This window comes from Nonomuraea sp. NPDC004580 (assembly GCF_040609855.1).
GTDB lineage: Bacteria > Actinomycetota > Actinomycetes > Streptosporangiales > Streptosporangiaceae > Nonomuraea > Nonomuraea salmonea.
The window spans coordinates 18,412-44,219 of sequence record NZ_JBEXLH010000019.1; the positions used below are offsets into that span (position 1 = coordinate 18,412).

Here is a 25,808-nt window from a genome sequence, read left to right on the forward strand (position 1 = left end):
GCCGTCCCCCGGCTCCGCTGCGCTCTGATTGGCCTGAGCCGTCCCCCGGCTCCGCTGCGGCCTGATTCGTCCGCCCGTCAGCGGGGCGTCGTCCTGCCCGAAACCGCCCCAGCACCGACCGCGACGACATAGCGCTGCCACCAGCCAAAGCAACGTCGCGCGGCCCGTGCTCCCGCCCCCCTCCAGGACCCCACGCCGTACGGCCACGCCCACGAGGCCTCACGCGCGCCTCCATGGCCCAATTCTTCGCACGCCCTCATCATCTTCGGGGCCCCTCCTGCCCCAGAAACCGGCATGCGGTCAGAGGAGGCCGGCGTCGCGGACCTTCATGGCGACGTGAACGCGGTTGTCGGTGCCGAGCTTGGCGAAGATGCGGGTGATGTTGGCCTTGACGGTGGCCACGCTCACCGACAGATCACGGGCGATCTCCGCGTTCGAGCTGCCCCTGGCCACCTCGATGGCGACCTCCCGCTCGCGATCGGTCAGCTCGGCCAGCTCGCGGGCGGCGTCGGGGCGGCGCGGCTCGTAGCGGCCGGTGGCGGCGGCGATCACCTGCTGGGCCACGGTCGGCGACAGCACCGGCTCGCCCTTGGCCACCGCACGCACCGCCTCGATCATCTTCGGCGGCGGCGTGTCCTTCAGCAGGAACCCGTTGGCGCCCAGCTGCAACGCCCGCAGCACCATGTCGTCGGCGTCGAACGTGGTCAGCACCAGGATCCGGGGCGGCGACGCCTGCCGCAGCAGCAGCTCGGTCGTGGTCAGCCCATCCTGCTCAGGCATCCGGATGTCCATCAGCACGACGTCGGGCCGCAGGTCGCGGATCACCGTCATGGCCTGCTTGCCGTCGGCCGCCTCACCCACGAGGTCGAGGTCGGCCTCGCCGCCCAGGATGAGCCGCAGGCCCGTACGCACCATGGGATCGTCATCCACGATCACGACTCTCACCACGGCTCAAGCCTCCCACGGCAGCGTCGCGTCGAGGACGAAGCGCCCGTCGCGTACATCATGAGTGATCCTTCCTCCGGCCATCCGCGTCCGCTCGGCCAGTCCTACCAACCCCAGCCGCCCGCCAGGCCCTGACCTGCCGGGCACCACCGCGTTGCTGACCCGGATGCGCAGCCCGTCACCGGGCCGCCCGCCGATCTCGGCCCGCACCACGCTCCCGGGCGCGTGCTTACGTGCGTTGGTCAGGGCCTCCTGCACGATCCGGTACGCGTGCCGCCCCGTCTGCGTCGGCAGCAGCTCCCTGTCGGTGACGGTGTCGTCCACCTCGACCTCCTGACCTGCACCGCGTACCTCCGCGAAGAGCGCGCCGAGATGCGCCAGCGTCGGCTGCGGCGGCGCGGGCCCGCCCTCCGTCGCGCCGCCCTGCCCGGCCGGTCCGTCCTGATCGGCGAGGTCGCCGCGCCGCAGCGTGCCGAGCACGGCGCGCAGCTCGGTCAAGGACTGGTGGGCGTTCTCCTGGATGGCCAGCGCCGTTTCCCGCGTCTGCTCGGGCGTCAGATCCTTCCGGTACGCCAGTCCGCCCGCCAGCATCGCCAGCAGGGAGATGCGGTGCGCCAGGACGTCGTGCATCTCCTGCGCGATCTTCAGCCGCTCGGCCAGCTTCGCCTGCTCCACCCGCTGCGCCTGCCCGCGCCGCTCCGCCGCCCGCCGCTCCGCCTCAAGCTCCCGCCGCCCCCGCAGGTAGAGCCCGAACACGGTCAGCCCGGCCAGGATCGTGCCCGAGACGACCGCGTAGACCGCCGTCAGCCGCCAGTCGCCCTTCCACCGGGTGGAGATCGCCACGCACACCCAGAACAGCACCCCCACCGGCACCACCTGGCGCCACCGGCGATGCGTGGCGAGCGAGGTGAACGCCGCGATCGCCGGCCCGTTCGCCGCGAACGAGAACGCCGACGCCGCCGCCAGCACCGTCGCGACCTGCCACGGCCACCGGCGCCGCAACGGCAGCAACGCGATGCCCACCGCCCCCGCGGTCATGTCGGCCAGCAGCACGCCCACGTCGGCCACCGGCCGGCCGACGCTGCCGCTGATGAGCACCAGAACGAGGAGCAGCAGCGGCGCCGAGGCGAACAGATAGAAGAGCGCGACCCCCAGCCACTCCACAGACCGCTCACCGGAAGAGGAACCCGGCAGGCCGCGGGGGAGGGGGCGCGGCATGTCCCGGGGGACGGGCACGCCTGGCGCCTGCTCCCAGCCCGGCCCCGGCTCATCCGATGCCGGACCGGGGACGTCATGCGCCTCGTTCGAGGCTGGACCCGGTGCGTTGTGCGGCTCGTTCGAGGCCGAGCCCGGGGCGTCGTGCGGCTCGTTCGTGGCCGCACCTGGTGCACGACGCGGTCCGTCCGAGGCCGCACCTGCGATGCGACGCGGTTCGTCCGAGGACGGGGCCGCCACGCCGTGCCGCTCGTCCGGAGCGGGGGCCGGTGAAACCGGGCGACCGCCGGGGGAAGGGGCCGGGGGCCATGGGGCGTCGCCTGAGGGCTGGTGCGGAGGGCCGGGGTGGTCGTGCACGGCACCAAGCCTAAACATCGCTTGGCCTGCGCATTAGCACCCTGGGTCGATCCCCGTGTAGACCCTCGGCCATAACCCGGCCGGTGGTTGTATCCCCGGCGACGGAGACTCTCGACCCTGGTCCGATGAGGCCGGGCCGCGTTTTCGATGAACTGGGGCACGTGATCGAACTCCACCGCGTCACCAAGACGTACAACGGGGTGAAGGCGCTCGACGACGTGTCCTTCACCGTCCACCCCGGCTCCGTCACGGGCTTCCTCGGCCCCAACGGCGCCGGCAAGTCGACGGCCATGCGCATCCTGGCCGGCCTGGCCAGACCTACCTCCGGCCGCGCCACCGTGCTCGGCAAGCCCTACGCGGAGCTGGCCCGCCCCGGCTACGACGTGGGCACCCTCCTCGACGCCGGCGCCCAGCACCCGGGCCGCACCGGCCGCGAGGTGCTCACCCTGGGCGCCCTCATGCTCGGCCTGCCCAGGTCACGCGTCGACGAAGTGCTCGGCCTGGTGGGATTGACCGGCAAGGAGGCCGGACGCCCGATACGCGGCTACTCCCTGGGCATGCGGCAACGACTCGGCATCGGCCACGCACTGCTCGGCCGCCCGAGAGCCCTGATCCTCGACGAACCCGCCAACGGCCTCGACCCCCAGGGCATCCAGTGGATGCGTGAGCTTCTGCGCGGCCTGGCCGCCTCCGGCTGCGCCGTCCTGCTCAGCTCCCACCTGCTGTACGAGGTGGAGCAGGTCGCCGACCGCATCGTGATGATCGGCGCAGGACGCGTCCTGGCCGACGGCACTCTCGCCGAGCTCAGCCAAGGCCGCAGCCTCGAACAAACCTTCCTCGACCTCACCTCCCCAACCTCCCGCACCCCTGCCTAACCTCACTCACAACCCACCACTCACCGCTGCACCCCTGTCTGACTCGCGTTCGAAACTCGCGATCCACCGCCGCATCTGCGTTTGACGCGCGTTGGGAATCCGCCACTCACCGCCGCCGCACCTCTATCTGACTCGCGTTCGGTACTCGCGACTCACCGCCGCTGCACCTCTCACCGCCGCTGCACCTCTGCCTGACCCGCGTTCGGGAACCGCCACTCACCCTCAATCCTCTATCTGATCCGCACTCAGCACCCGCCACTCACCGCCGCACTGCCGACTGCCCACCACTCGTGACTCCGTCTTCTCGCCTGCCGCACCCAGCGTGCCTGAGCCCTGCCCTCACCACGCCCGCTCTGCTGCTGCTGTGCCACCATCCGCCGCTTGCGCCGGCCGCCGGCAACAGCCCCTGCACATCCGGCCCGAAATCGTAGCGACCACCGTCAGCGATTCCGAACCGACCGCCCGTCTTTCCTTAGTGATTGGACTTTGGCATGACCACCCACACCGCCATCCAGCTTCCGCAGCGCGTCACGTTCGGGAGGTTGTTGCGGGTTGAGGCGCGGAAGTTGCTCGATACCCGTACCAGCCTGATCATGACCGGAGTTCTCGTCGTCGTGGCGGTGGCGCTCGTCGTCGGGCGGGGGGTCGTGACGGAGACGGCCGATCTGTTCATGCTGGCGGGGACGGCGGGGACGGTGTTCGGGGTCCTGCTGCCTGTGCTGGGCATCCTGTCGATTACCGGCGAATGGCAGCACCGTACGGCGCTGACCACGTTCACCCTGGAGCCCAGGAGGGCGCGGGTGCTGGTGGCCAAGTGCCTGTCTGTGCTGGTGGCGGCCGTGCTGGCGTGCCTGCTGGCGGTGCTGGTCGCGGTGCCGACGACGGCGGTGGTGGCGTCCGTGCAGGGCGTTGAGGCGACGTGGGGGCTGGAGGCGCACGTGCTGGTGGGCTGGATCGCCACCATGGTGCTGCTGACCGCAGAGGGCCTCGCCCTCGGGTTGTTGCTGCTGAACGCCCCGGCCGCCATCGTGATCTACCTGGTCAGCCCCATGGTGGGGAGCTTCGCCGCCCAACTTGGCGCCGGAGGTAAAGCCGTGGCACAGTGGCTGGACCTCAATTCCACCAGCGACGTCCTGATGAGCGACGACGTGACGGCCGGCGGTCTGGCCCGGCTGGCGGCGTCGGTGGCGCTCTGGATCGCCGTCCCCGCCGCGGTGGGCACCCTGCGGGTGCTGAAGCGGGATGTGACCTGACGCTTTACCGGCAAGGTAGATCTATGCCGGTTTCGTGGTGATATGTTTGCCAATGTCCGGTTTAGGAGGGTACTGTCGTAGACGTTACCGAGCAGTGACCCGCGCCTGACCAAGAGAGGCGGGGCCTGCCCCGGTTTCCCTGGATCCCGTTCCCGTGGATTCTCGCGCTCTACGTAGCGTCTGTATGGCGTGCTGCCCGGCTACGTTCGTCCTGACGAGCGCAAAGTTCCCGTCCCCTAACAAAGGACCTGAATTTTCCTATGTCTGCTCGCCTGCGTTCCGTCGCCATGCTCGCAGCCTCCGCCATCGCGGCCATGACCGTCGGCGCGACCACCGCTCACGCCGAGACCGACGTCGAGCAGCGTGGTGTGCTGAAGGGCTCGACGACCGCGTCCTACTTCTGGGACGACGCCTCCGGCCGAGCCGGCGACACCGGCCTGCCCGCCGCGGGCAAGCCCATGCAGAAGGGCCTGGCCGCCAGCCCGAGCTGGCCCCTCATGACCGAGGGCTACGTGCTCTACCAGGGCAAGAAGCTGCCCTTCTTCGTGGGTGACCGCGGCCCCGGCGACCCCTCCAACCGTGGCGTGATGCTCGACCTCGACGCCAAGACCTTCGCCGAGCTCACCGGCGGCACGTTCAACTCCCGCACGCTGGGTGTCGACGGCGTCAAGGGTCAGGGCCACATCAAGGTCGACTACATCATCACCAAGTGGGGCGATGGGGTCGGCAAGAAGAGCTACCCCGTGGCGTTCTCCACCGGCGCCTGGTCCGAGAAGGACCAGAACCCGGTCATCCAGCAGGTGTCCGTCAAGGTCCCTGCCAAGTAAAGCGGCTCCAGCTGAGTGGTTCCCCGACCCCAGCTGGACGGCGCCCCGTTGCGGGGCCCCGTTGAAGCGGCCGGATGAACCGGCCAGGTGAACGGCCTGGCGGTTCGGCCGGAGAACCCCCACACCCCCTGAACCCCCTCGGAGAGGGCGCTCCCGCAGCGGGAGCGCCCTCTTCGCCGTTCCTCGGTGTCGGGACGAAACCGTCACCGCAGCGCCCGTGCTAGGAGCGTAAGCCCCGATGCGCTGGCCGCAAGTTTTGGCGACCGCCAGGCAGGGCCGGTGCTTTGCTGTTATCGGAGCCCGGAGCCCGGAGCCCGGAGCCCGGAGCCCGGAGCCCGGAGCCCGGAGCCCGGAGCCCGGAGCCCGGAGCCCGGAGCCCGGAGCCCCGGCGCGGGGTTACGGCTCGGAGTGGCGCGCCCGGAACTGGGGTCGGGTATCTCAGGTCCGGGCGGGCGGTTGTCCCGGGTCCGGGCGGGGCGGTTGTCCCGGACCCGGGCGGGTGGCTGTCTCGTGTGGGGCGGGGTGGTTATCGCTGGTTCGGTACGGGGACCTTGGACCAGTCGATGTCCGAGCCGAAGTAGAAGCTCGGGTAGGCGGGCTGGTTGTAGCCGGTCTGCTGCCTGGCCACGTCCACGCGGTACTGCGGGTCGTGCATGAGCGTGTACAGCTTCCTGTCGGTCACCTCGGTACTCAGGTAGATGCGGATCGCGGTGCTGTCGGTCGTACGGACCAGCAGCTCCTCGCGCCAGTCGCCGAAGACGTCGGCCACCAGGCCCGGGTTGCCCTTCGTCCAGTTGTTGGTCAGCGTGCCCTCGGCGGTCAGCAGCGTTCCGCGCCGGTGGTCGTCGATGGTCGGCGTCTGCAGGACGTCGGTGGCGGTGCCGTTGACGAGCTGCGTGGTCATGTCGGCGGCCCAGCGGATGCTCATGTTCGTGCCGGGCGCGTTCCTGCCCAGGTAGTCGCCGCGCGCCGACCACAGGCCGGCCTCGATCGCCTGGTTGGGCGGCATCGAGGACCAGGTCTCGACGCCGCGGACGTCCGGGTCGATGTCGCCGGCCATGCCGCGGCCGGTGTCCATGCCGCTGTAGCCGCCGTGGATCACCGCGCCGGTGGCGGCGTCGCGCAGCGCCCAGCCGTACGGGGCCCACGCGCCGCCTTCGTGCACGGTCCAGATCTCCAGGCCGGGCCGGTCGGGGTCGAAGTCGCCCACGTGCATGGCGTCGCCGTGGCCGAGCCGGACGTTCTGCCCCGGCACGTTGCTCTGCGGCGGGGCGACGTCGAAGGAGGAGTACAGCAGGTCGCCGTCGTCGTCGATGGTGGCGGAGCCGTACACGATCTCCTGCCTGCCGTCGCCGTCCACGTCGGCCACGCCCATGGAGTGGAAGCCCTGCGTGGTCAGGTCGGCATATTTCGGGTTGCTGCCGGGGACGCCGTGCGGCGAGGCGTTGAACGGGTTCGCCATCGGGGCGTGGCCGCTGTCGACGTACCAGCGCTCCTTGAGCCGCCTGCCGTCCCAGTCGTAGGCCACCAGTGCGCTGCGGGTGTAGTAGCCGCGTGCGAAGATCGCCGACGGGCGCTTGCCGTCGAGGTAGGCGACCGACGACAGGAAGCGGTCCACCCGGTTGCCCGGCTCGATCCTGCCCATCGCGTAGTCGCCCCACAGGAGGCCGTCGTCGCCGCGTCCCGGCTTGTAGCGGACGGTCTGCAGCTCGCGGCCGGTCGCGCCGTCGAACACCGACAGGTACTCGGGGCCGGTCAGGATGTAGCCCGCGAACTCGCGCAGCCGGTTGTTGCCGCTGCGGGCGGGCGCGTAGACGTCGATGAAGTACGTGGCCAGCTCGGCCGCGTCGGCCTGGGAGAGCGGGTAGCGGTACTTCGGCTCGATGCCCAGCGCCTCCTCGATCGTCTTCGGCCAGTGCCCGGCGACGACCTCGGGGTGCTTGTGCCACTTCGCGAACATCCCCGTGAGATGGTCGAAGTAGCCGGCGGCGCTCAGGCGGTAGTCGTCGGTGTCGGAGTAACCGGCGCGGCGGTCCTCGCGCGGCATCGTGACGTAGCGCTCGGAGACGACCTTGCCCTTGGCGTTGTAGCGAAGGATCTTCGTGCCGGGTGCGGTCTTGAGCATCATCTCCGAACGGCCGTCGCCGTCGAAGTCGTACACCAGGAACTGCGTGTAGTGGGCGCCCGAGCGGATGTTCACGCCGAGGTCGAGGCGCCAGCGCAGGGTGCCGTCCAGCTCGTACGTGTCCACGTACGTGGTGCCGGTGTAGCCGCGCTGCGAGACGTCCTTGGAGTTCGAGGGGTCCCACTTGACCACGTACTCGTACTGGCCGTCGCCGTCCACGTCGCCCACGCTCAGGTCGTTGGCCGCATACGTGTACGCCTCGCCCGCCGGGGTCACGCCGTCGGCCGGCTTGCTGAGCCGAAGATCATAAAACGTTTTAAGCCAAGGCGCGGCCACAGAGCTCTTCCGTCCCTCGCGATCCTTGGCGATCGGCGCCACCTGATACGTGGAGCGGGACGTGCCCGCGAGGTCGCGGTAGTTGGTGCTGTCGGTCACCGTGGCGATGGGGCGGCCGTCGCGGTAGACGCGGAAGTCGGTGCCCGTCATGCCCTTCGCGCCGTGCCCGGTGACCTCGTCGCCGAGCAGTCGCCAGCTCAGGAAGACGCCCTCGCTGGTGGAGGCCGCCACCAGCCCGCGATCGAGATGCTCCAGACGCGGGCTCGGACGGTGCTTGCCGCCTGCCGCCGTGGCGGCTTGCGCGGGGGCGGCGGTGAGGGGGAGGCACAGCAGGGCGGCTAAGCCTGCGGCCAGGGTGCGGCGGATGCTGCTGGGGGGTCTCATCGTGACGAGCTCCGCTCGTTGAATCGATTAAATTTTGGGCTGGAGATTATGTGGGGTTGCGAGGTTTGTCAAGGGTTCGTTTCGCCAGGTGGCGTCGGACGTGGGGGAGTGCAGGTGGGGGCGGCGAACGGCCTTGAAAGCGTTCAGCGAGGGAACGGAGGAAGCCGCTCAGCGCCGCGCCGTCATGGACGCGATCCGAGCGGCCCTGCCCGGGTGGTCCTGCCGCGGGTGGCCCTGTTCCGAGCGGCCCTGCGGGGGTGGTCCTGCCGGGGGTGGCCAGACCCCACTTCGGGTGGCCCTGTTCCGAGCGGCCCTGCCAAGGTGGTCCTGCCGGGGTGGCCAGGCCCCCCTCCAGGTGGCCCTGTTCCTGCCGCCGCGCCCGCTCAGCCGCTGAGCGCGGCATCGGCGGGCTTCGGCGGTCCTCGCCAACAGGTCAGCGGTTGCGGAGATGATGACGATCTTCGTAGGGTATGGCAACCCCACATGTGTTGATCGGAGCCTCAATGCGCGAGCCTGAGCCGACGCCTGCCGACCAGTGGTCCGCGTGGGAGATGGAGCCGACCATCCCCAACTCCTGGCCGGGGCTCGATCTGGACCGTCCGGAGGGATTCGAGATCTCTCGCGGCCCCGTGAGATCCGTGGGGGGCAAGCTCGTCGCGTTGGCCGCCGCGGCAGGCGAGTTCAACCACAGCAGCGCCGACGACATCGGCGTTTCGAGGATGAGCTGGGATCTGCCGCGCGAGCTGCACCGGATGATGGCCGAGGCTGACAGAGCGATCGCAGGCTTCTGGAACGATGTGTACGCCGAGACGGGCATGGCCGGGATGCTGATCGAGCGGGCCGCGGCCAACTACAAGCTCGCCGACCATCCTCTGCTCGGCGACGCGCCGATCGAGGAGCTGCAGGAGCGGGTCGATGGCCTGGCGAACCGCAGGCTGAGGGGGCCGAGCGACATCTACCCCAACGGCATCGTGCCGCTGACACTGTCGAGAGCGATCGACTACGGGGTCGACCACATGACCGCTGAGCAGGCGAAGCGGGACATCGAGACCCTGGTGATGAACGGCGGTCACCGCGACCCGCAAAGCTACGCGCAGATGGCCGCGTCCCTGGTCGATCTGACCCACACGCTGCGGCTACGGGCGCAGGACCTGCGTGACAGCCCGTGGCATGGCGAAGCCGCCGTCAAGGCGCAGTGGGCGCTGCGGCAGACCTACGGCAGCGTGACGGCGCTGGCCGCCGTCACCGGCGCGATGAACAGGGCCAGCAGCCGCTTCCTGCAGGTCATCACGTGGTGCGCCCAGAACTTCGAGGCGATGGCCGACCCCGACCGCAGCGGCTGGGACGAGCTCTGGGACTTCGGCGGCACGGCGGACAGCCGTGCCCGGGACTTCCTCGCCCAGGCGAACAAGGCGTTCATGGAGGTCTACGAGCTGATGCCCAAGCGGATCGAGGAGAACCTGCCCGGGCTGCTCGTCAACGACCAGAACCACCGCGAACTCAGGTGGAGGGTCCAGGACATTCACGAGAGCAAACTGAGCTTGCCTCGCAGCAACTGGGATGACCCGTGGATGCGGCTCTTGGAGCGCAGGAAAGACGCCTACGGGAAGGCCGAGGAGTACTACGGCTAGGGAGTAGTGCCTGATCCGGGGGTGCGGGAGTCACGGGGTGACGGTCGTGGGGGTGGGGAGGGTGAACGGCTCGGGGAGGGCGTCGGTGATGAGGCGGGTGACGGCTGACCAGGTGCAGACCCTGATCGGGGCGCTCAGCTCGAACTTGCGGGCGTCGCTCACCACGACGGTGTCGCGGGCGATGGCGATCAGGCGGCGTTTGGTCTCGGCCTCGTAGGGGGTGGCGCCGTACACGCCGGCCTCGTCGAGAGCGGTGGCGGCCAGGAAGAGGGTGCGCACGCCGAGGTGTTCCAGGGCCGCGACGGTTTCCGGGCCGCCGAAGGAGCGGGTGTCGCGGCTGTACTGGCCGCCGATGCCGATGAGGGTGATGTCCGGCCGGGGAGCGAGGGCGGCGATGACCGGCAGTGAGTGGGTGACGACCGTGAGGCCGGCGTCGGCGGGGAGAAGCTTGGCGATCTCCAGCGTGGTGGTGCCCGAGTCGAGCGCCACCGTGGTGCCGGGCTCGATGAGGCGTACGGCCTCGGCGGCGATGACGTGCTTCGCGCCGGCGGCCTGCGTCGAGCGGTCGGAGAACGGCAGGGCGCCGGCGTCCGCCGGGGTGGCTCCGCCGCGCACCGCTCTGATCAGGCCGTCCTGAGCGAGTTTCCGCAGGTCACGGCGGATGGTGTTGGGGGAGACCGCGAGCTGGTCGACCAGGGTGGCGGCGGAGACGTAGCCGTCCTGGGAGACCCGGCGCAGGATGGCGGCCCGCCGGCCGGGCGCGGATCCGTAACGCAGACCTCCCGCCTCCTGCGCGGTGGTGGGCTCGTGTCCGGCGTGCGGGTCGCCCGGGTTCTGCTCGGAGCGCAGCCTTCTCACCTCCTGCTCGTTCCATCGATCGCTGGGACGTAGCGTAGATCGTTTCGGTGCTGCCCGTTGCTCCTACGCTGGGCTTATGGCCATGATGCACCATAAATTGGCACTTTTCCGCCAACTTATGGATTTATAGTGACAACATGACGCCGAACGGGCTGCTGGCCGGGATCGATGTGGGCACCACCCACGTCAAGGTGGGCTTCTTCGACGAATGGGGCGGCGAGGCGGCCACCGTCCGGCGCAGGACGCCCTCCGACCTGCCCGCCCTCGTCAAGGCCGTGACGGACGCGCTCGGGGAGTGCGCGGAGCGGGCCGGGCGGGGGCCGGAAGCCATCGGGATCGCGGGCATGGCCGAGACCGGGGTGCCGCTCGACGTACGAGGACGGCCGCTCACTCCGCTCATCTGGTGGAACGACCCGCGCGGCGCCGAGGAGATCGCCGGGCTGAAGCCGGACGACGCCGCGCTCTATGCCGCCACCGGCCGCTGGGCCGACGCCAAGGCGCCGCTCGCCAAGTGGATGTGGCTGGGCCGCCACGAGCCGGCGCTGCTCAAGGCGATGCGCTGGTGGGCCGGGGTGCCCGAGGCGGTGGCGTACGCGCTGACCGGCGTCCTGCGCTCGACCGCGACCCTGGCGGCGCGCACGCTCGCCTACGACGTACGGACCGGGCGCTACGACCCGCACCTGACCGCGCACGCCGGCATCGATCCCGGCCGCCTGCCGCCCGTGACCGGCGCGACCGAACCGGTCGGCGGGCTGAACGTGGACGTGAACGGCGTGCGGCGGGGGGTGCCTGTCGTGATCGCCGGGCACGACCACGCGGTAGGAGCGTGGGCGGCGGGCGTGCGGCGGCCGGGTGACGTGGCCGACTCGCTCGGCACCGCCGAGGCCCTCATGGTGCCCGCGGAAACGGCGCCCGACCCGCGTACCGGGATCGCGCTGGGCGTCACGGCGGACCCGTCGCTGGACGGCGCGCGCACGGTGCTCGTCGGCGGACTGCCCACCAGCGGGGCGATGCTCGACTGGGCGCTGCGCCTGGTCGGCGGCAAGGGGTACGGCGACCTGCCGGGGCTGCTCGAAGAGGTGCGGCTGCCGACCGGAATCGTGGTCGAGCCGTACCTGAGGGGGAGAGTGGCTCCGGCGCCCGACCGGGAGCGGCGGGCGGTGCTGGCGGGGCTGGACGCCGCCCACGGGCCCGGCGAGCTGCTGGCCGCCGTCGTCGAGGGCACCTGCCTGCACGCGCGCTGGATGCTCGACGAGCTGGCCGCCGTGGCCGGTGCCGTTCCCGAACGGCTGGCGGTCTTCGGCGGGCAGGTCAGGATCCCGGCGTGGATGCGGATCAAGGCCGCCGTCTCGCCGGTGCCGGTCGAGATCGTCCGGTCCGGCGACGCGGTCTGCGCGGGCGCCGCGCTCATCGCGGGCCGGGCCGGTGGCTCGCCGGCCGACGTTCCCGTGCTGCCGCTCGGACGCCACCCCGAGGATCCGGCCCTGCGCGCCGCCTACCTCCCCGCATACGACACCTTCCGGACGCGAGCCGCGCATTCAGGAAACCCATCACCCGAACGGGAGCATGCATGACCACCCCAGACCGACCCACCCTCGACCTGCTCGCCCGCCCCTCCGGCGGGTTCGCCATGGTCGCCATGGACCAGCGGGAGAGCCTCAGGCAGATGTTCACGGCCGCGACGGGGGAGCGGGCCGGCGACGACACGCTGCGGAAGTTCAAGCTGACCGTGGCGCGGGAGGTCGGCCCGTACGCCTCGGGGTTCCTCATCGACCAGGACTACGGGTTCGAGCAGGTGGCCGCGGAGGGCGCGGTGCCCGGCGGGCTGATCGTGGCGGTGGACAGCCTCCAGCAGGACCCGGACGGCCCGGTCGAGGACACCGGCATCGACGACCGGATCGATCTCGAGGCGGCCCGCAAGGCGGGGGCGGTGGCCGCCAAGCTGCTGCTCATCTGGCGGGACGACGAGGAGCGGGGCCGGCGGCTGGAGACGGCGGCCGAGTTCGTCAGGAGGTGCGCCGCGGCCGGATTGCTGTCCGTGCTGGAGGGTGTGGCGAAGCCGGCCGGGGACGCCGCCGGGTTCGACGGGCCCGCCGCGATCAGGAAGGCGGCCCGTGAGCTGGCCGGGCTGCGGCCCGACCTCTACAAGGCGCAGGTCCCGCTCGGCGGCGCCGCGCCCGAGGAGCGGCTGGTCGAGGAGTGCGCGGCGCTGGACGAGGTGATCCCCGTGCCGTGGGTGGTGCTGTCGCAGGGCGTCGAGCGGGACGACTTCCCCGCCGCCGTACGCGCCGCCTGCCGCGCGGGCGCGTCCGGCATGCTGGCCGGGCGGGCCGTCTGGAGCGACCTGGTCGGTACGGCGGACCTCGCGGCCGAACTGCGCGCCACGTCGGTGCCGAGGGTGCGGCGCCTGGCCGCGATCGTGGACGAGCACGCCCGCCCCTGGACCGCCCGATGACCGGCGAGACGCGCCGGGAAGGTGCTCAAGGCGCGGCGGCCGGGCAGGACCGCCGGGACGGCGCTCGGGAGACCGTCGCGATGTTGCACACCGTGCCCGCGCTCGCCGCCTCGCTCACCGAGCTTGCCAAGGAGGCGCGTCCCGATGCCAAGGTGCTGAACTTCGTGGACGAGAGCCTGCTGCAGGACACCATCGCGGCCGGCGACCCGCCGCCGCACGTGCTGCGCCGGCTGATCGCCTACGCCACCTACGCCAAGGAGTCGGGCGCGGGCGTGCTGCTGGTGACGTGCTCGTCCATCGGGGAGGCGGCCGAGCGGGCCCGCCCGTACGCCGAGCTGCCGGTGCTGCGCATCGACGAGCCGATGGCGGAGGAGGCGGTGCGTACGGGCGCCAGGATCGGCGTGCTGGCCACCCTCGCGTCCACGCTGGGCCCCACCACGCGGGTGGTCGAGCGGGCGGCGGCCAGGCAGGGGCTGGCGCGGGAGGTGGTGCCGTACCTGTGCGAGGGCGCCTTCGAGGCGCTGCGCGGCGGCGACCCGGCCCGCCACGACGCGCTGGTCCTCGACGGCTTCGGCAGGCTCGCGGCGCAGGTGGACGTGGTGGTGCTGGCGCAGGCGTCCATGGCGCGCATCGTCGGGGACGCGCCGGCGGGCGCGGTGCCGGTGCTGTCGTCACCGCGCTCGGGAGTGGCTCAGCTCACGCTCATGACGGCCTGAAGCCGCCGTCCTCATGGAGGCGACGCGCGTACGTGATCGCCGGTAGACGCCGTCCTCACTGAGGCGACGCGCGCACGTGATCGCCGGAAGAGGTCGTCCTGGGTCTTGCTTGATGTGGTTCGTCGGCTTTCAATGAGCCCCATACGGGAAGATCCAGGAGGGTCCATATGCGTGGTTTACGGGCGTCCGTAGTCGCTCTGCTGATCGCCGCCACGGCGTTGCCGGGGGCGGCGCCATCCGTTCCCGCGGTCGCCGGACCGGCGGATCCCGAAGCGGCGTCGCTGGTCACGCTGTCCGTGCCGGACCGGACGGTCATGGAGCGGCTGGTGGCGTCCGGCGCCGACCTCACAGAACGCGTACGTCCCCAGCCCGACGGCAGCGTCCAGGTCGACGCCGTCGTCACCCCGACCCAGCTGACCGAAATCCGCGCGCTCGGCGCCGCGCTCGCGTCCGAGGCGCCGGCCGGGACACGAGCGGACGCCCGCGAGAAGCCGCCCTCGGGCGACCAGATCGTGGTGGAGCGGGCACTCTGGTACAAGTCGCGCGACGGCTACTTCCTGTCCGTCGAGGCGTCGAGCAGCGCCGCCCAGGCCGCCACGCTCACCGTCGAGTGGCGGGGCAAGCGCGGCACGACGGGGCGGGCCGAGATGGTGGCGTACGTGGACGCGGGCGCGTACCTCGGGCACCAGTTCAGCACCCCGGTCCCGGCCGACGACCGGCCGCAGAGGATCACCGTCACCTCGACGGGCGGCGGCAGGGCCGACGCGCACGTACGGGAGTGGCCCGACGGCGAACGCCCCGACAAGCACGACCGCGGCTACCAGAAGGACTTCATCACCCAGTACATGCCGCCGGCCCAGCTCAACGAGCGCATCAAGGCGCTGCACCGGCAGTTCCCCAAGCTCACCGACCTGATCACGCTGCCGTACCGGACGAACGGCTACCGCCGCCACGCCCAGGCCGTCATCGGCACCCCGCCGGGCGCCGCCGTCGTGATCACCTCGAACGCCTACGGCTCGGAGGGCGGCAACGACCTGTCCGTCGAGCTCGTCGATCCCGGCACGCCGGGCAGCGCGCTGAGCGTCAAGCTCGACGGCAAGCTCGTCACGGTCAGCCTGGGCACCGGCGAGGCGGGCGACCCCGTCAGCACCGCCGCCGACGTGGTCGCCGCGATCAACGCGACGCCGGGGCTGCCGCTCAAGGCTGCGCTCTACCGTACGGACCCGGGGACCGGCGTCATGTCACCCGCGCAGCCCGTCCAGCTCGACGACTTCCTGAACGCTCCCGCCGACGTCTCCAGGAAGCCGGCCGAGGTGCTGGCCCTGCGCATCGGCACCCGCCGCGACGGCTCGCGCACCGGCGTGCTCGCCTACGCCCAGGAGCACGCGCGCGAATGGGTGACGCCGCTGGTCACGATCGAGGCCGCGGAGCGGCTGCTGCGCAACCACGGGCGCGACAAGGCCACCAGGCGGCTGCTGGAGCGTACGGACATCTTCATCGTCCCGACCGTCAACCCCGACGGCGCGAACTACAGCTTCTACGACTTCAACTCCCAGCGGAAGAACATGACCAACCACTGCCCGCCGCAGCAGTCCGACCCGGCGCTGCGCAACCAGTGGGGCGTGGACGTCAACCGCAACTACGCCGTCGGCTCGCACGACGACGGCTACTTCGGCGCCTCCGCCAACTGCCAGAGCGGCACGTACGCGGGCCCGGCCGCGCACTCCGAGCCCGAGAGCCGCAACGTCATCTGGCTGGCGCAGCGCTTCCGCAACATCAAGTTCGCCATGAACGTGCACAGCTACGGCGGCTACTTCATGTGGCCGCCCGGCGCGTACAAGGCCGAGGGCCGCGTCACCCTGCCGAGACCGACGAAGAAGGAGGAGGCGTTCTTCGAGCGCTCGTCCGAGACGATCCTGGAGGCCATCGCCGCCGAGCGGGGCACCGTCATCTGGCCGCAGCAGACCGGGCCCGTGACGGACGTGCTGTACTCGGCGGCCGGCAACTCGGCCGACGAGCTCTGGTACGACCACGGCATCTACGGCTGGGACTTCGAGGTCGGCGCCGACCTCTGGAACGCCGAGACCCGCACGTGGCAGGGCGTGGGCTTCCAGCCGCCGTTCGACGAGGGCCACAAGGAGGCGATGGAGTTCGCCGCCGGCCTGATCTCCCTGGTCGGCATCGCCGCCGACTACCGCGAACACTGACGGACCGCGGCGGCCGGGCCCGCGCCCGGCCGCCCTTTCGGATGAACGTCCCGCATCGCAAGCCGGAACCCCGGAGGCTCTTCCGTGCGCTTACCCCAAGCCCTGCTCGGCGCCGCCGTCGCGGCCGCCCTGCTCACCGTCCCCCAGAACGTGTCCATGGCCGAGCCCGCGCAGCCGCCCCCGCCGGCCGTCCGCGACTTCGGCAACGGCCCCGAGCGCAACGAGGTCGCGGCCGGCCTCCCCGAGCAGGCCGCCGCCGCCCGCGCCGCCACGCAGGGCGAGGAGCGCTCGTACGGCATCCCGCACGACCGCGGCTACCCCAGGCGCACGAAGCTGCCGCCGCCGCGGGAGAACCCGGCCGACGCCGCGATCAAGCTCGGGCTGGTGCCGTACCACGGCATCGCGCCCAAGCTCAACGAGCTGCAGTGGCGCAGCGACCGGGTGAGCGCGGAGATCATCGGCCGCTCGGCCGGCGGCCACGACCTCTACCTCGTCACCGTCACCGCGCCGGAGAGCGCGGCGCAGGCGCGCGAGCAGGCCCGCCTGCGCGAGCGCATCGAGAACGACCCGGCCGCCGCCGCCAGGGACCGCGGCCTGGCCAAGAAGTACAAGGCGCCGCTGTACGTCAACGCCAACATCCACGGCAACGAGTGGGAGGGCACCGACGCGGCGCTGCGTACCATCGAGGAACTGGCCACCACCGAGGACCCGGGGATCACCGCGCTGCTCAGGCGCACCCGCCTCTACTTCAACGTCACCGCCAACCCCGACGGCCGCATCGCGAACTCGCGGCAGAACGCGGCCGGCTTCGACCTCAACCGCGACTTCGTCACCGCCTCCCAGCCCGAGGTCAGGGCGATGCGCCAGGTGATGATGGACGCCCAGCCGGTCGCCATGATCGACCTGCACGGCTACGTCAACGGCACGCTCATCGAGCCGACCACGCCGCCGCACGGCGCCAACTACGAGTACGACCTGTTCATCACCAACACCTACGCCAACGGCCTCGGCATGGAGGCCGCGGTCAACGGGCTCGGCTACACGCCGGAGAAGGACGGCGTGCAGCCGGCGCAGATCCCGTTCCGCGACTCGGCGGAGGGCTGGGACGACTGGCCGCCGATCTTCACCCCGCAGTACGCGCCCTTCCACGGTGCCGTCGCCGCGCACACGGTGGAGATCCCGCTGCGGGTCAACAACGCCGACTACGCCAACCTGCCGGTCGAGGAGCTGCGGCGGCGCTCGGCGATCAACACCGACGTGGCCGCGGCGGCCATCCGCGCCACCTACCGCTTCGTCCAGGACCGCCACGACCGGCTGATCGCCGACCAGATCGAGGTGTTCAGGCGGGGCGCGGCGGGCGAGCCGGCCAGGACGGTGCCGCTCGGCATCGTGCCGGGCTTCGGCCCCGAGGACGTCTACACGACCACCTTCCCCCGCGCCTACGCCATCCCGGCCGGCACGCCGGCCGCCGCCCGGCTGGTGGACCATCTGATCGCCAACGACGTCCGGGTGGAGCGGGCGAGGACGGCGTTCCGCCAGGGCGGGAAGACGTACCCGGCGGGCACGTACGTCGTGGACATGCGCCAGCCCAAGCGCGGGCTGGCGAACGTCATGCTGGAGCCGGGCGCGGACATCTCACCCCGCGTCGATGCCATGTACGACATCTCGGGCTGGAGCCACGCCCTGCTCTGGGGCGCCCAGGTGCAGCCGCTGACCTCGCTGCGCGCGCACACCACGCCGGTCAAGGTCGCCGCGCCCACCGGCTCGGTGCCGCGCACGTCAGGGCCGCTCGCCCTGAAGGTGGCCGACGCCCAGGACGTGCGGGCGCTCAACGACCTGCTCGCCCAGGGCGTGACCGTGCGCTGGGACGGCGGCGCCGCGGTGATTCCGTCCTCGGCCCGGCAGGCGGCCAGGGTGGTCGCCGACCGCTACGGCGTCGCCTTCACCCCGGCCCGCGAGCCGGGCGGGGTCCCGCTCGCCCAGGTCAGGGTGGCCGCCGCGGCGTCCGCCGACGAGCTGTTCACGCTGCGCGAGCTGGGCTTCGACGTCACGCCCGTCTCGACCGCCGTGCTCAACCAGGGCTTCGACTGGAGCGGCACCGACGTCCTGTACGTCTCCAGCGGGCTCAGCCACGCCGCGCTCACGCCGCAGGCGCGGGCGGACCTGGAGGCGTTCCTCGGGTCGGGCGGCGTCATCACCCGTGGGCGTACGGGCGCCGCGTTCAACGCCGCCGCCGGGCTGCTCACCGCCACCACGGTGGAGGGCCGCTCGGACGCCAACGGCGTGGTCCGCACGGTCGCGAACGGCGGCCAGGTCGGCGGCGCCGCGACGGGTCACTCGTTCGTGTACTCGCCGCTCTGGTTCACCGGGCTCGGGCCCGAGGTGGCGGTCGAGCAGTCGTACGCGGCCGACGGGCCGCTCGTCTCGGGACACTGGCGGGCCACCGCGGCCGGCGCCGGAGGGCCCGAGTCGGCCAGGGGCCAGGCGGCGGTGATCAGCGGCAGGGACGAGCGCGGCGCGGCGGTCGTCATGTTCGGCACCGAGCCGATGTTCCGCAACCATCCCAAGGGCCTGTTCCCGCAGGTGGCGAGGGCGTTGTACTGGGCCTCGTCGGTCACCGGCGCAGCGGTCACCACACCATGATCTGGTAATCTCTCCTTACTCCATCCCTTCCGGCCGGTCATCCTTGGCGATGCCGGCCGGAATTGTCTTATGACCTCTTTTGCGATCCGCCCCGTCACCGCCTCCGACCGGCCCGTCGTCGAACGGCTGTGGCTGATGTTCCGCCACGACATGTCCGAGTTCCAGGGCGGCCTGCCCCGCCCCGACGCCACCTTCCGCAGTGAGCGCCTCGAGTCGGCCTTCGCCGATCCCGGGTGGGCGGCGTACCTCATGAGCTGCGACGACCGGCCCGCCGGTTTCGCGTTCGTGCGCGGGCTCGACGGGCCGGTCAGGGTGCTCAACAGCTTCTTCGTGGTACGCGCGGCCCGCCGCTCCGGCCTCGGCCTGCGGGCCGTCAGGGACGTCGTCGCCCGGCACCCGGGGCGGTGGGAGATCGCGTTCCAGGAGGCCAACGCCGGTGCGGTGGCGTTCTGGCGCCGGGTCGCCGCCGACCTGGCCGGCGACGCCTGGACCGAGGAGCGCCGTCCCGTGCCGGGCAGGCCGGAGGTGCCGCCGGACACGTGGATCGCCTTCACCACGGCCTGAGCGGGTTCCCGCCCCCGGCGCGCGGTCGCCGGGGGCGGGGAAGCGGTCAGCCGGCCGGGGCGTAGCCGGCCGGGCGGGTGGTGAACGTGCCGCGGCCCTGCGTACGGCTGCGCAGCCGGGTCGCGTACATGAACACCTCGGCCAGCGGCACCACCGCGGTGATGACCACGGCACCGCCGCGCGCCTGCGAGCCCGACACGCGCCCGCGCCGCGCCGACAGGTCGCCCAGCACCGCGCCCGCCATGGCCTCCGGCACCGTCACCGTCACCTCGGCCACCGGCTCAAGCAGCACCATCGTGCAGGCCCGCAGCGCCTCGCGGAGCGCGAGCCTGCCCGCCGTGCGGAACGCCGTCTCCGACGAGTCCTTCACTCGACGCCCCGGTTCCGGTAGGCGGAGCCGCACAGCACGACCACGCCCGCACCCGTACGGGTCAGGTCGCGCAGCGCGCCGGCCAGCGTCGCCTCGGACAGCGACGGCTCGGCACAGAACTCCTCCAGCACCCGCAGCGAGCGCTCGACCTCGTCGGAGAAGTCCACGTGGCCAGGCGTGTCGATGAGGTTGATCCGGTGGCCGTCCCACACGCAGCTCACCGCGGCGGCGAAGATCGTGATGCCGCGGTCGCGCTCCTGCGGGTCGAAGTCGGTGACGGTGGTGCCGTCGTGCACCTCGCCGCGCTTGTAGGTGGCGCCGGTGACGTACAGCATGCGCTCGGTGACGGTGGTCTTGCCGGCGTCGACGTGCGCGAGGATGCCGAGGTTGCGAACGGTGGTCAAAGGAGAGGAAAGGTGAGCACGCACGGCCCTACAGCCTTTCGGGGACGTTTCCGAACAGGACTGCGCGATTGAGCCCGGCGAACGGGGTCTTCGTCAGGGCAGCGGCCGGCGCCGGCCGCGCAGCGGGCGCCGGGGCGACGAAGACACCAGGATCACCTCGTGACGCGACGAGGGGACGACGGCAGCGGTGCTGTGGCGCACGGCCGGCTCCCTTCCTTTCGTCGCGTGGTGATGGCGGTGGCGAGTGTAGTGATCTAGGAATTCCGGGGGCAACGGATTTCCGTGCGTGGCAGGGGATGCGGGGCCGTCGCCGCCGGTCAGGCGGGATGAGAAGGCGTTTGATGGTGTGGCGTCGATGGTAGAGGCACAGGTAGCAGGGGATTAGGAGATCGCCCCGCTATCGGGAGCCTTCGAAGAGAGAAGGCGTGATAGGCGGTCTCCGCGGTTGTTGAGACCGCCGGATCGGGGGAACCCAATGCGCAAGACCCTCACCGGGCTGGGCCTGGCGTTCTTTCTCACGCTGGCACCGGCCACCGCAGCCATGGCTGAGGCACCGGCCGCGCCGGTGGCACAGAGTCAGGTGACACCCGCACCGCAGCAGAACAGGGACGACGGGGGCGGCAACGCCGGCCTCTGGGGCCTGCTCGGCCTCCTGGGCCTGCTGGGCTTGGCCGGCATGCGCAAGCAGCGCAATCACGTCGGCACCGCGGAGCACGTCACACACCGCGGCAACAGGCCGTAGACAGGCCAAGCCCCGGCCGTCGGCCGGGGTGACGTCCCGACGGTGACACGGCTGCCGTCCCATGTCAGCCGTGTCACGCGGGTGCGCCGCTCGGATCACCACCCGGATCATCGGGTCACGTGCCCGATGCGGAAGAAGCCGTCCTGGTCGTAGGCGCGCTTGACGCGGCGCAGGCGCTCGTAGTCGCCCTCCGCGTACGCCGCCGCCGTCCGCGACGTGTCCGCCGTGAAGTTCAGGAACGACCCGCCGTTGGCGTACGGCCGCAACTCCTCGGCCAGCCCCGGCACCACGGTGTCGACGATCACCGACAGCCGCGTGGAGCGCCGGCTGACCGGCCCCGCGTCAGGGCCCGGCCGCCCCAGCGCGCCACCCCAATGCCGCACCTCCACGGTCTGCGCCTGCTCGGCGGCCCGCAGCAGCGCGCCGATCACCTCGTCGCCGACGCCGTCGAACAGGTCCAGGTGACGGGCCGGCGTACCGCCCATCGAGCTGGCCGCGAACGTGGTGGCGCGCAACTCGTCCAGCAGCGGCCCGCCATGCGCGCTCGCGGCGCGCCACAGCGGCGCCAGCAGCCGCCTCGCCTCACCGGCGGGACCCGCGTGCAGCACCTTGATCATCACGACGTGCCGGCCGCGCACCGCGACGGGCGTGCCCTCGTCGTCCGGCATGCGCCTGAGCACGACCGCCGTGCTGATCGCGTCGGGCGCGTCCTCGATCCAGGTCCGGTAGGCCGCCAGCGTGTCCGCCGCCGCCTCGATCGGGAAGTACGCGAACCCCGAGCACACCTCCGCCACCGGGTACAGCCGGAACTCCAGCGAGGTCACCACGCCGAACCCGCCACCGCCGCCCCGCAGCGCCCAGAACAGCTCAGGGTGGCTGTTCCGGCTCGCCGTCACGTGCCGCCCGTCGGCGAGCAGCACCTCGGCCCGCAGCACGCTGTCGGCCGCGAACCCGTGCTTGCGGCCCAGCCAGCCCAGCCCGCCGCCGAGCGTGTAGCCGACGACGCCGACCGAGGGCGACGAGCCGCACAGCGGCGCCAGCCCGAACGGCGCGGCGGCGGCCAGCACCTCGGACCACCGCGCGCCGGGGCCGGCCTTCGCGACCCGGCGGACGGGATCCACCAGCACCGACGCCATGGGCGCGGTCTTGACCAGGACGCCGCCGTCGCAGGCGACGTGCGTGCCGTGCCCGGTGGCCTGCACCGCGAACGGCACCCCGTGGGCCCGGGCGGCCAGCAGCGCCGAGCGGAGGTCGGAGACGCCGTACGCCTCGGCCACCACGGCGGGGCGCGGGTCGAGCGCCGGATTCAGCGCGCGGCGCTCGATGTCGTAGCCCGGCTCGCCCGGCCGGTGCACGGGCCCGGTGAAGCCGGGGAGGCGGATGTCGTCCTGGATGCGGTACGGCTGGCTCATCGTCGTCGGCCCTTCTCTGTTTCGCGATCTGGGATCACTGTGCTGGAGGGCGCTTACGGCGGCGTTCCGCTCCTCTTACCGCCGCCCTTAAGCCCTTCGTAGAGCTCCAGAATCGGCCGCGCGGGCGGCCCGCGAATCGGCCCCGCGTCACCGCCGGGGCTACGCCCGGAGGCGTAGCGCGGGGGCGTAGCGCGGGGGCGGGGGCGTACGTCGGGACGGGCATGTGGTTAGGTAAGGCTAAGCTAAAAGCTGCGCGATGAGGAGAACCCATGTCCGCTGTCCCGCGCCGCACTCTCGCCGTCCTCGGCATCGCCGCCCTGCTCGGTGTCAGCGCCTGCGCGGAGACCTCGCCGGAACCCGCCACAGGAGCGGCCGAGCAGGCGTGGACCTGGACCGATGACCGCGGAAAGAAGATCTCCCTGCCGAAGCGGCCCGAGCGCGTCGTGGCCCAGTCGGGCGCGGCGGCGGCGCTGTGGGACTTCGGCGTGCGGCCGGTCGGCGTGTTCGGCCCCCACAAGCTCAAGGGCGGCGGGCGCGACCCCGAGGTGGGCGAGGTGGACATCACGGCCGTCGAGTCGATCGGCAACGTGTGGGGCGAGTTCAACGTCGAGAAGTACGCCTCGCTCCAGCCCGACCTCCTCGTGGCCGGCATGTACCAGAAGAACACGCTCTGGTACGTCCCCGACGAGTCGCTGGACGCCGTCGACCAGATCGCCCCGACGGTCGGCGTTCAGCTCAGCGGCAAGCCGCTGACCGCGGTCATCGAGCAGTACGGCAAGCTCGCCGCCGCCCTCGGCGCCGACCCCGGGGCGCCGGCCGTGGCCGAGGCCAGGAGGCGCTTCGACGCCGCGAGCGCCGCGCTCAAGGACCTCGCCGCCAGGAAACCCGATCTCAAGGTCATGGTCGTCACCGCGACCCCCGACGCGCTGTACGTCGCCTACAAGCCCGACCACCCCGACATCGCGTACTGGGCCGACCTGGGCCTGAACATCGTCTCCCCCGAGCGGCCCACCGAGGGCGAGGGCGGCTTCTGGGAGGTGCTGAGCTGGGAGAACGCCGACAAGTACGACGCCGACGTGATCCTCGTGGACGCCCGCGCCCAGTCGATGAAGATCGGCGAGATGGCCGAGAAGCCGACCTGGGCCAAGCTGCCCGCCGTCAAGGCCGGCCAGCTCTACCCCTGGCACGCCGCCGAACGCTACAGCCACCTCGGCTACGCCAAGGTCATCGAGGAGCTGGTCAGCGCATTGGAGAAGGCCCGCGACGACGTGGTCGCCTGAGGCCCCGTCACGCCTCAGGTGACGGGGACGATCTCCGCCCGCACCAGGGCGCCGTCCTCGATGGTGAGCAGCCCCACCGTGCCGTGCGGCTGGCGGCGGCGGTCGGTGGGGGAACCCGGGTTGAAGATCCGCAGGCCGTCGCCCGACTCGTCGAGCGGGATGTGCGAGTGACCGAAGACCACCAGATCGGCCTCGGGAAAGCGGCGCCGCATCCGGGCCAGGCGCCCCTTGGCCGGGCCGCTGTCGTGGATCATGCCGACCCGCAGCCCGTCCAGGGTGAGATCGAGGGTCTCCGGCGCGTCCACGTCCGGGCCGTCGTTGTTGCCCTTGACCACGTGGACCGGCGCGTACGCCGCCAGCTCGGCCAGCACCGACGGCACGCACACGTCGCCCGCGTGCAGGATGACGTCCGCGCCGCGCAGGTGCTCGGCCACCCGCGGCGGGCACGAGCGCCAGCGCCTCGGCGCGTGCGTGTCGGACAGCGCGACCACCTTCACCCCAGCACCCCTGCCCACCGCGACGAGCGCCTCACGCCAGCGCCGCCGCCCGCTCCTCCAGGTAGCGCCGCTCGGGCAGGCTCGTGGTCAGCCGCGCCGCCTCCTGGTACGCCGCCACCGCCCCCGCCGCGTCGCCCGCCAGCTCCAGCAGGTGGGCGCGGACGGCGACCGGCCGGTGGTGCCGCGCCAGGCGCTCGTCGGCGGCCAGCTCGTCGAGCAGCGCGAGCCCGGCCCGCGGCCCGCGCACCATGGCCACGGCCACGGCGTGGTTGAGCCTGGCCATGGGGTTGTCCTCGATGCCGAGCAGCACCTCGTACAGGGCCAGGATCTGCGGCCAGTCCGTCTCATCGGCCGCCGGCGCCTCGTCGTGCACCGCCGCGATCGCCGCCTGCAGCTGGTAGGGGCCGACCGGCGAGGTCGCCAGCGCCTTGCTGACCAGCTCCACGCCCTCCTCGATGAGCGGCCGGCTCCACAGCCTCCGGTCCTGCTCGGCGAGCGGGATCAGCCTGCCGTCGCGGTCCGTGCGCGCCTGCCTGCGTGCCTCGGTGAGCAGCATCAGCGCCAGCAGCCCGGCCACCTGGCCGTCATCGGGCAGCAGCCGGTGCACCGCCCTGGCCAGCCGGATCGCCTCGGCCGTCAGATCGGCCCTGAGCAGCTCGGGACCCGAGGTCGCGGCGTAGCCCTCGTTGAAGATCAGGTAGAGGACGTGCAGCACGACCCGCAGCCGTTCGGCCCGCTCGTCCTGCGGCGGCATCCGGAACTCCAGGCCGCTCGCCTTGATGCGCTGCTTGGCCCGGCTGATGCGCTGCGCCATCGTCGCCTCGGGCACCAGGAACGCGCTCGCGATCTGCGCCGTCGTCAGCCCGCCCACCGCCCGCAGCGTCAGCGCGAGCTGCGACGGCGCCGACAGCGACGGATGGCAGCACAGGAACAGCAGCGTCAGCGTGTCGTCGGAGTCGCCGGCCGGCTCCTCGCCGGGTGGCGCGATCACGAACGCGCCGGCGGGAACGCTGACCGCCGCGCTCTCCTCCCGGCGGCGGCGGGCGTGCTCGCTGCGGATGTGGTCGATGACCCGGCGCGCCGCCACGGTCGTCAGCCAGGCCCGCGGGTTGTCCGGCAGCCCCTGTTCCGGCCACTGCACGGAGGCGTCGAGCAGCGCCTCCTGCACGGCGTCCTCGCAGGTGTCGAACTGCTCGTAGCGGCGGACGAGGGTGCCGAGGACCTGCGGGGCCAGCTCGCGCAGCAACGTCTCGACCTCGCGCACTTCCACCCCGCCATCCTAGGGTCGGGGTTCACTACCTCGGGTTCACTACCGTGGCCCGCTCGGCGTCCACGACCTGCGCGCGCTGGCCCGCGAGGTCACCGGCCGGGACACCGGCGTGACCGAGCCGGGCGGCTGGGGCCCGTGGGTGGACGGCGGCCGGCTGATCGTGGACGGGTGGCGGGTGGACTGGATCGCATGATCACCTCCGCCGCCCGGCTGCCGTCGGCGCCCGAACGGTTCGGCGAGCGGGCCCAGGCGCTGCTGGCCCGCGTGGGCGGCACGCCTGAGGAGATCGGCCGCACCCTGGACGCCGCGGCCGAGCTCGTCGCCGAGGTCCGCGCCGCTTGCGAAGGCTCCCAAAGATCAGATGTCTGAGAACCTGATAGCTTGACTCGGGTGCGACCGGACGAAGGGAGACATGTGGTGGCGGAAGCGTCCAGGCCCGGAG

At 72.0% G+C, this 25,808-nt stretch carries 21 protein-coding genes and 1 pseudogene; 13 read left to right on the forward strand and 9 right to left on the reverse strand.

Annotation, left to right across the window (positions count from 1 at the left end; genetic code table 11):
- Window positions 1–300: 300 nt before the first annotated feature.
- Window positions 301–930: a response regulator transcription factor gene (locus ABZW11_RS20840; RefSeq protein ID WP_355419391.1), complete on the reverse strand. Its 630-nt coding sequence runs from the start codon at window positions 928–930 to the stop codon at window positions 301–303.
- Between the two features lie 21 nt (window positions 931–951).
- Window positions 952–2,109 (reverse strand): histidine kinase, encoded by a 1,158-nt coding sequence (locus ABZW11_RS20845; RefSeq protein ID WP_355419393.1) that lies wholly within the window; start codon window positions 2,107–2,109, stop codon window positions 952–954.
- 569 nt (window positions 2,110–2,678) lie between these two features.
- On the opposite strand from ABZW11_RS20845, the gene ABZW11_RS20850 reads away from it, so the two are divergent.
- The 3 genes from ABZW11_RS20850 (at window position 2,679) to ABZW11_RS20860 (ending at window position 5,472) form a co-directional block, all read left to right on the forward strand.
- Window positions 2,679–3,392, forward strand: coding sequence for an ATP-binding cassette domain-containing protein (locus tag ABZW11_RS20850; protein ID WP_355419395.1), 714 nt, complete (start codon window positions 2,679–2,681; stop codon window positions 3,390–3,392).
- A gap of 593 nt (window positions 3,393–3,985) precedes the next feature.
- Window positions 3,986–4,645, forward strand: coding sequence for a hypothetical protein (locus ABZW11_RS20855; protein WP_355419397.1), 660 nt, complete (start codon window positions 3,986–3,988; stop codon window positions 4,643–4,645).
- A 260-nt stretch (window positions 4,646–4,905) separates the two neighbouring features.
- The gene (locus tag ABZW11_RS20860) at window positions 4,906–5,472 is read left to right on the forward strand and encodes a hypothetical protein (protein ID WP_355419399.1); all 567 of its coding nucleotides are present in this window, start codon (window positions 4,906–4,908) and stop codon (window positions 5,470–5,472) included.
- Window positions 5,473–5,998: 526 nt separating this feature from the next.
- Here ABZW11_RS20860 and ABZW11_RS20865 read toward each other — a convergent pair.
- Window positions 5,999–8,317, reverse strand: coding sequence for a rhamnogalacturonan lyase (locus tag ABZW11_RS20865; RefSeq protein ID WP_355419401.1), 2,319 nt, complete (start codon window positions 8,315–8,317; stop codon window positions 5,999–6,001).
- 503 nt (window positions 8,318–8,820) lie between these two features.
- Between ABZW11_RS20865 and ABZW11_RS20870 the strand changes: the two genes are divergently transcribed.
- Complete coding sequence (locus tag ABZW11_RS20870; RefSeq protein ID WP_355419403.1) at window positions 8,821–9,948, forward strand: hypothetical protein; 1,128 nt, start codon at window positions 8,821–8,823, stop codon at window positions 9,946–9,948.
- A gap of 30 nt (window positions 9,949–9,978) precedes the next feature.
- On the opposite strand, the gene ABZW11_RS20875 is transcribed toward ABZW11_RS20870, so the two are convergent.
- Window positions 9,979–10,806, reverse strand: a complete 828-nt coding sequence (locus ABZW11_RS20875) for a DeoR/GlpR family DNA-binding transcription regulator (RefSeq protein ID WP_355419405.1) — start codon at window positions 10,804–10,806, stop codon at window positions 9,979–9,981.
- A 137-nt stretch (window positions 10,807–10,943) separates the two neighbouring features.
- Here ABZW11_RS20875 and ABZW11_RS20880 point away from each other — a divergent pair, with 137 nt between their 5' ends.
- The 6 genes from ABZW11_RS20880 to ABZW11_RS20905 all read left to right on the forward strand — a co-directional run bounded on the left by ABZW11_RS20880 (window position 10,944) and on the right by ABZW11_RS20905 (window position 19,391).
- Window positions 10,944–12,380 (forward strand): FGGY family carbohydrate kinase, encoded by a 1,437-nt coding sequence (locus ABZW11_RS20880; protein ID WP_355419407.1) that lies wholly within the window; start codon window positions 10,944–10,946, stop codon window positions 12,378–12,380.
- The gene (locus ABZW11_RS20885; protein ID WP_355419409.1) at window positions 12,377–13,261 is read left to right on the forward strand and encodes a hypothetical protein; all 885 of its coding nucleotides are present in this window, start codon (window positions 12,377–12,379) and stop codon (window positions 13,259–13,261) included. Before ABZW11_RS20880 ends, ABZW11_RS20885 begins: the two co-directional genes overlap by 4 nt.
- Window positions 13,258–13,977 carry an aspartate/glutamate racemase family protein gene (locus ABZW11_RS20890; protein ID WP_355419411.1) on the forward strand — a complete coding sequence of 240 codons (720 nt, stop codon included), beginning with the start codon at window positions 13,258–13,260 and terminating at the stop codon, window positions 13,975–13,977. The genes ABZW11_RS20885 and ABZW11_RS20890 overlap by 4 nt, the downstream gene beginning before the upstream one ends.
- A 167-nt stretch (window positions 13,978–14,144) precedes the next feature.
- A complete protein-coding gene (locus ABZW11_RS20895) occupies window positions 14,145–16,184 on the forward strand; it encodes a M14 family zinc carboxypeptidase (RefSeq protein WP_355419413.1) in 2,040 nt (679 codons plus the stop codon).
- An 84-nt stretch (window positions 16,185–16,268) separates the two neighbouring features.
- Window positions 16,269–18,827 (forward strand): M14 family zinc carboxypeptidase, encoded by a 2,559-nt coding sequence (locus ABZW11_RS20900; protein ID WP_355419415.1) that lies wholly within the window; start codon window positions 16,269–16,271, stop codon window positions 18,825–18,827.
- A gap of 69 nt (window positions 18,828–18,896) precedes the next feature.
- Window positions 18,897–19,391 carry a GNAT family N-acetyltransferase gene (locus tag ABZW11_RS20905; RefSeq protein WP_355419417.1) on the forward strand — a complete coding sequence of 165 codons (495 nt, stop codon included), beginning with the start codon at window positions 18,897–18,899 and terminating at the stop codon, window positions 19,389–19,391.
- A 46-nt stretch (window positions 19,392–19,437) separates the two neighbouring features.
- Here the strand turns inward: ABZW11_RS20905 and ABZW11_RS20910 are convergent, their stop codons facing one another.
- Both ABZW11_RS20910 and ABZW11_RS20915 read right to left on the reverse strand, forming a co-directional pair.
- The gene (locus tag ABZW11_RS20910) at window positions 19,438–19,761 is read right to left on the reverse strand and encodes a hypothetical protein (protein ID WP_355419419.1); all 324 of its coding nucleotides are present in this window, start codon (window positions 19,759–19,761) and stop codon (window positions 19,438–19,440) included.
- A 122-nt stretch (window positions 19,762–19,883) separates the two neighbouring features.
- A pseudogene (locus ABZW11_RS20915) lies at window positions 19,884–20,189 on the reverse strand (GTP-binding protein); the annotation flags it as partial.
- 451 nt (window positions 20,190–20,640) lie between these two features.
- Here ABZW11_RS20915 and ABZW11_RS20920 point away from each other — a divergent pair.
- Entirely contained in the window at window positions 20,641–20,907 is a 267-nt protein-coding gene (locus ABZW11_RS20920; protein WP_355419421.1) for a WGxxGxxG family protein, read from the forward strand.
- Window positions 20,908–21,014: 107 nt separating this feature from the next.
- Here ABZW11_RS20920 and ABZW11_RS20925 read toward each other — a convergent pair whose 3' ends face one another.
- Window positions 21,015–22,319 carry an FAD-binding oxidoreductase gene (locus tag ABZW11_RS20925; RefSeq protein ID WP_355419423.1) on the reverse strand — a complete coding sequence of 435 codons (1,305 nt, stop codon included), beginning with the start codon at window positions 22,317–22,319 and terminating at the stop codon, window positions 21,015–21,017.
- Window positions 22,320–22,588: 269 nt separating this feature from the next.
- Between ABZW11_RS20925 and ABZW11_RS20930 the strand changes: the two genes are divergently transcribed.
- Window positions 22,589–23,599 carry an ABC transporter substrate-binding protein gene (locus ABZW11_RS20930; RefSeq protein ID WP_355419424.1) on the forward strand — a complete coding sequence of 337 codons (1,011 nt, stop codon included), beginning with the start codon at window positions 22,589–22,591 and terminating at the stop codon, window positions 23,597–23,599.
- A 14-nt stretch (window positions 23,600–23,613) separates the two neighbouring features.
- Here the strand turns inward: ABZW11_RS20930 and ABZW11_RS20935 are convergent, their stop codons facing one another.
- Both ABZW11_RS20935 and ABZW11_RS20940 read right to left on the reverse strand, forming a co-directional pair.
- Window positions 23,614–24,096, reverse strand: a complete 483-nt coding sequence (locus tag ABZW11_RS20935) for a metallophosphoesterase family protein (protein ID WP_355419425.1) — start codon at window positions 24,094–24,096, stop codon at window positions 23,614–23,616.
- Window positions 24,097–24,127: 31 nt separating this feature from the next.
- Complete coding sequence (locus ABZW11_RS20940; RefSeq protein ID WP_355419604.1) at window positions 24,128–25,360, reverse strand: DUF6596 domain-containing protein; 1,233 nt, start codon at window positions 25,358–25,360, stop codon at window positions 24,128–24,130.
- A 195-nt stretch (window positions 25,361–25,555) separates the two neighbouring features.
- On the opposite strand from ABZW11_RS20940, the gene ABZW11_RS20945 reads away from it, so the two are divergent.
- On the forward strand, window positions 25,556–25,735 hold the full coding sequence (locus ABZW11_RS20945) for a hypothetical protein (RefSeq protein ID WP_355419427.1): 180 nt from the start codon (window positions 25,556–25,558) through the stop codon (window positions 25,733–25,735).
- Window positions 25,736–25,808: the final 73 nt, after the last annotated feature.

Excerpts from the sequence above, each read along its gene's own strand:
- ABZW11_RS20855 (WP_355419397.1), top strand. The coding sequence starts at position 3,986 with ATGACCGGAGTTCTCGTCGTCGTGGCGGTGGCGCTCGTCGTCGGGCGG.
- ABZW11_RS20860 (WP_355419399.1), top strand. The coding sequence starts at position 4,906 with ATGTCTGCTCGCCTGCGTTCCGTCGCCATGCTCGCAGCCTCCGCCATC.
- ABZW11_RS20865 (WP_355419401.1), bottom strand. The coding sequence starts at position 8,317 with ATGAGACCCCCCAGCAGCATCCGCCGCACCCTGGCCGCAGGCTTAGCC.
- ABZW11_RS20870 (WP_355419403.1), top strand. The coding sequence starts at position 8,821 with ATGCGCGAGCCTGAGCCGACGCCTGCCGACCAGTGGTCCGCGTGGGAG.
- ABZW11_RS20880 (WP_355419407.1), top strand. The coding sequence starts at position 10,944 with ATGACGCCGAACGGGCTGCTGGCCGGGATCGATGTGGGCACCACCCAC.
- ABZW11_RS20885 (WP_355419409.1), top strand. The coding sequence starts at position 12,377 with ATGACCACCCCAGACCGACCCACCCTCGACCTGCTCGCCCGCCCCTCC.
- ABZW11_RS20890 (WP_355419411.1), top strand. The coding sequence starts at position 13,258 with ATGACCGGCGAGACGCGCCGGGAAGGTGCTCAAGGCGCGGCGGCCGGG.
- ABZW11_RS20895 (WP_355419413.1), top strand. The coding sequence starts at position 14,145 with ATGCGTGGTTTACGGGCGTCCGTAGTCGCTCTGCTGATCGCCGCCACG.
- ABZW11_RS20905 (WP_355419417.1), top strand. The coding sequence starts at position 18,897 with ATGACCTCTTTTGCGATCCGCCCCGTCACCGCCTCCGACCGGCCCGTC.
- ABZW11_RS20920 (WP_355419421.1), top strand. The coding sequence starts at position 20,641 with ATGCGCAAGACCCTCACCGGGCTGGGCCTGGCGTTCTTTCTCACGCTG.
- ABZW11_RS20925 (WP_355419423.1), bottom strand. The coding sequence starts at position 22,319 with ATGAGCCAGCCGTACCGCATCCAGGACGACATCCGCCTCCCCGGCTTC.
- ABZW11_RS20930 (WP_355419424.1), top strand. The coding sequence starts at position 22,589 with ATGTCCGCTGTCCCGCGCCGCACTCTCGCCGTCCTCGGCATCGCCGCC.
- ABZW11_RS20945 (WP_355419427.1), top strand. The coding sequence starts at position 25,556 with ATGATCACCTCCGCCGCCCGGCTGCCGTCGGCGCCCGAACGGTTCGGC.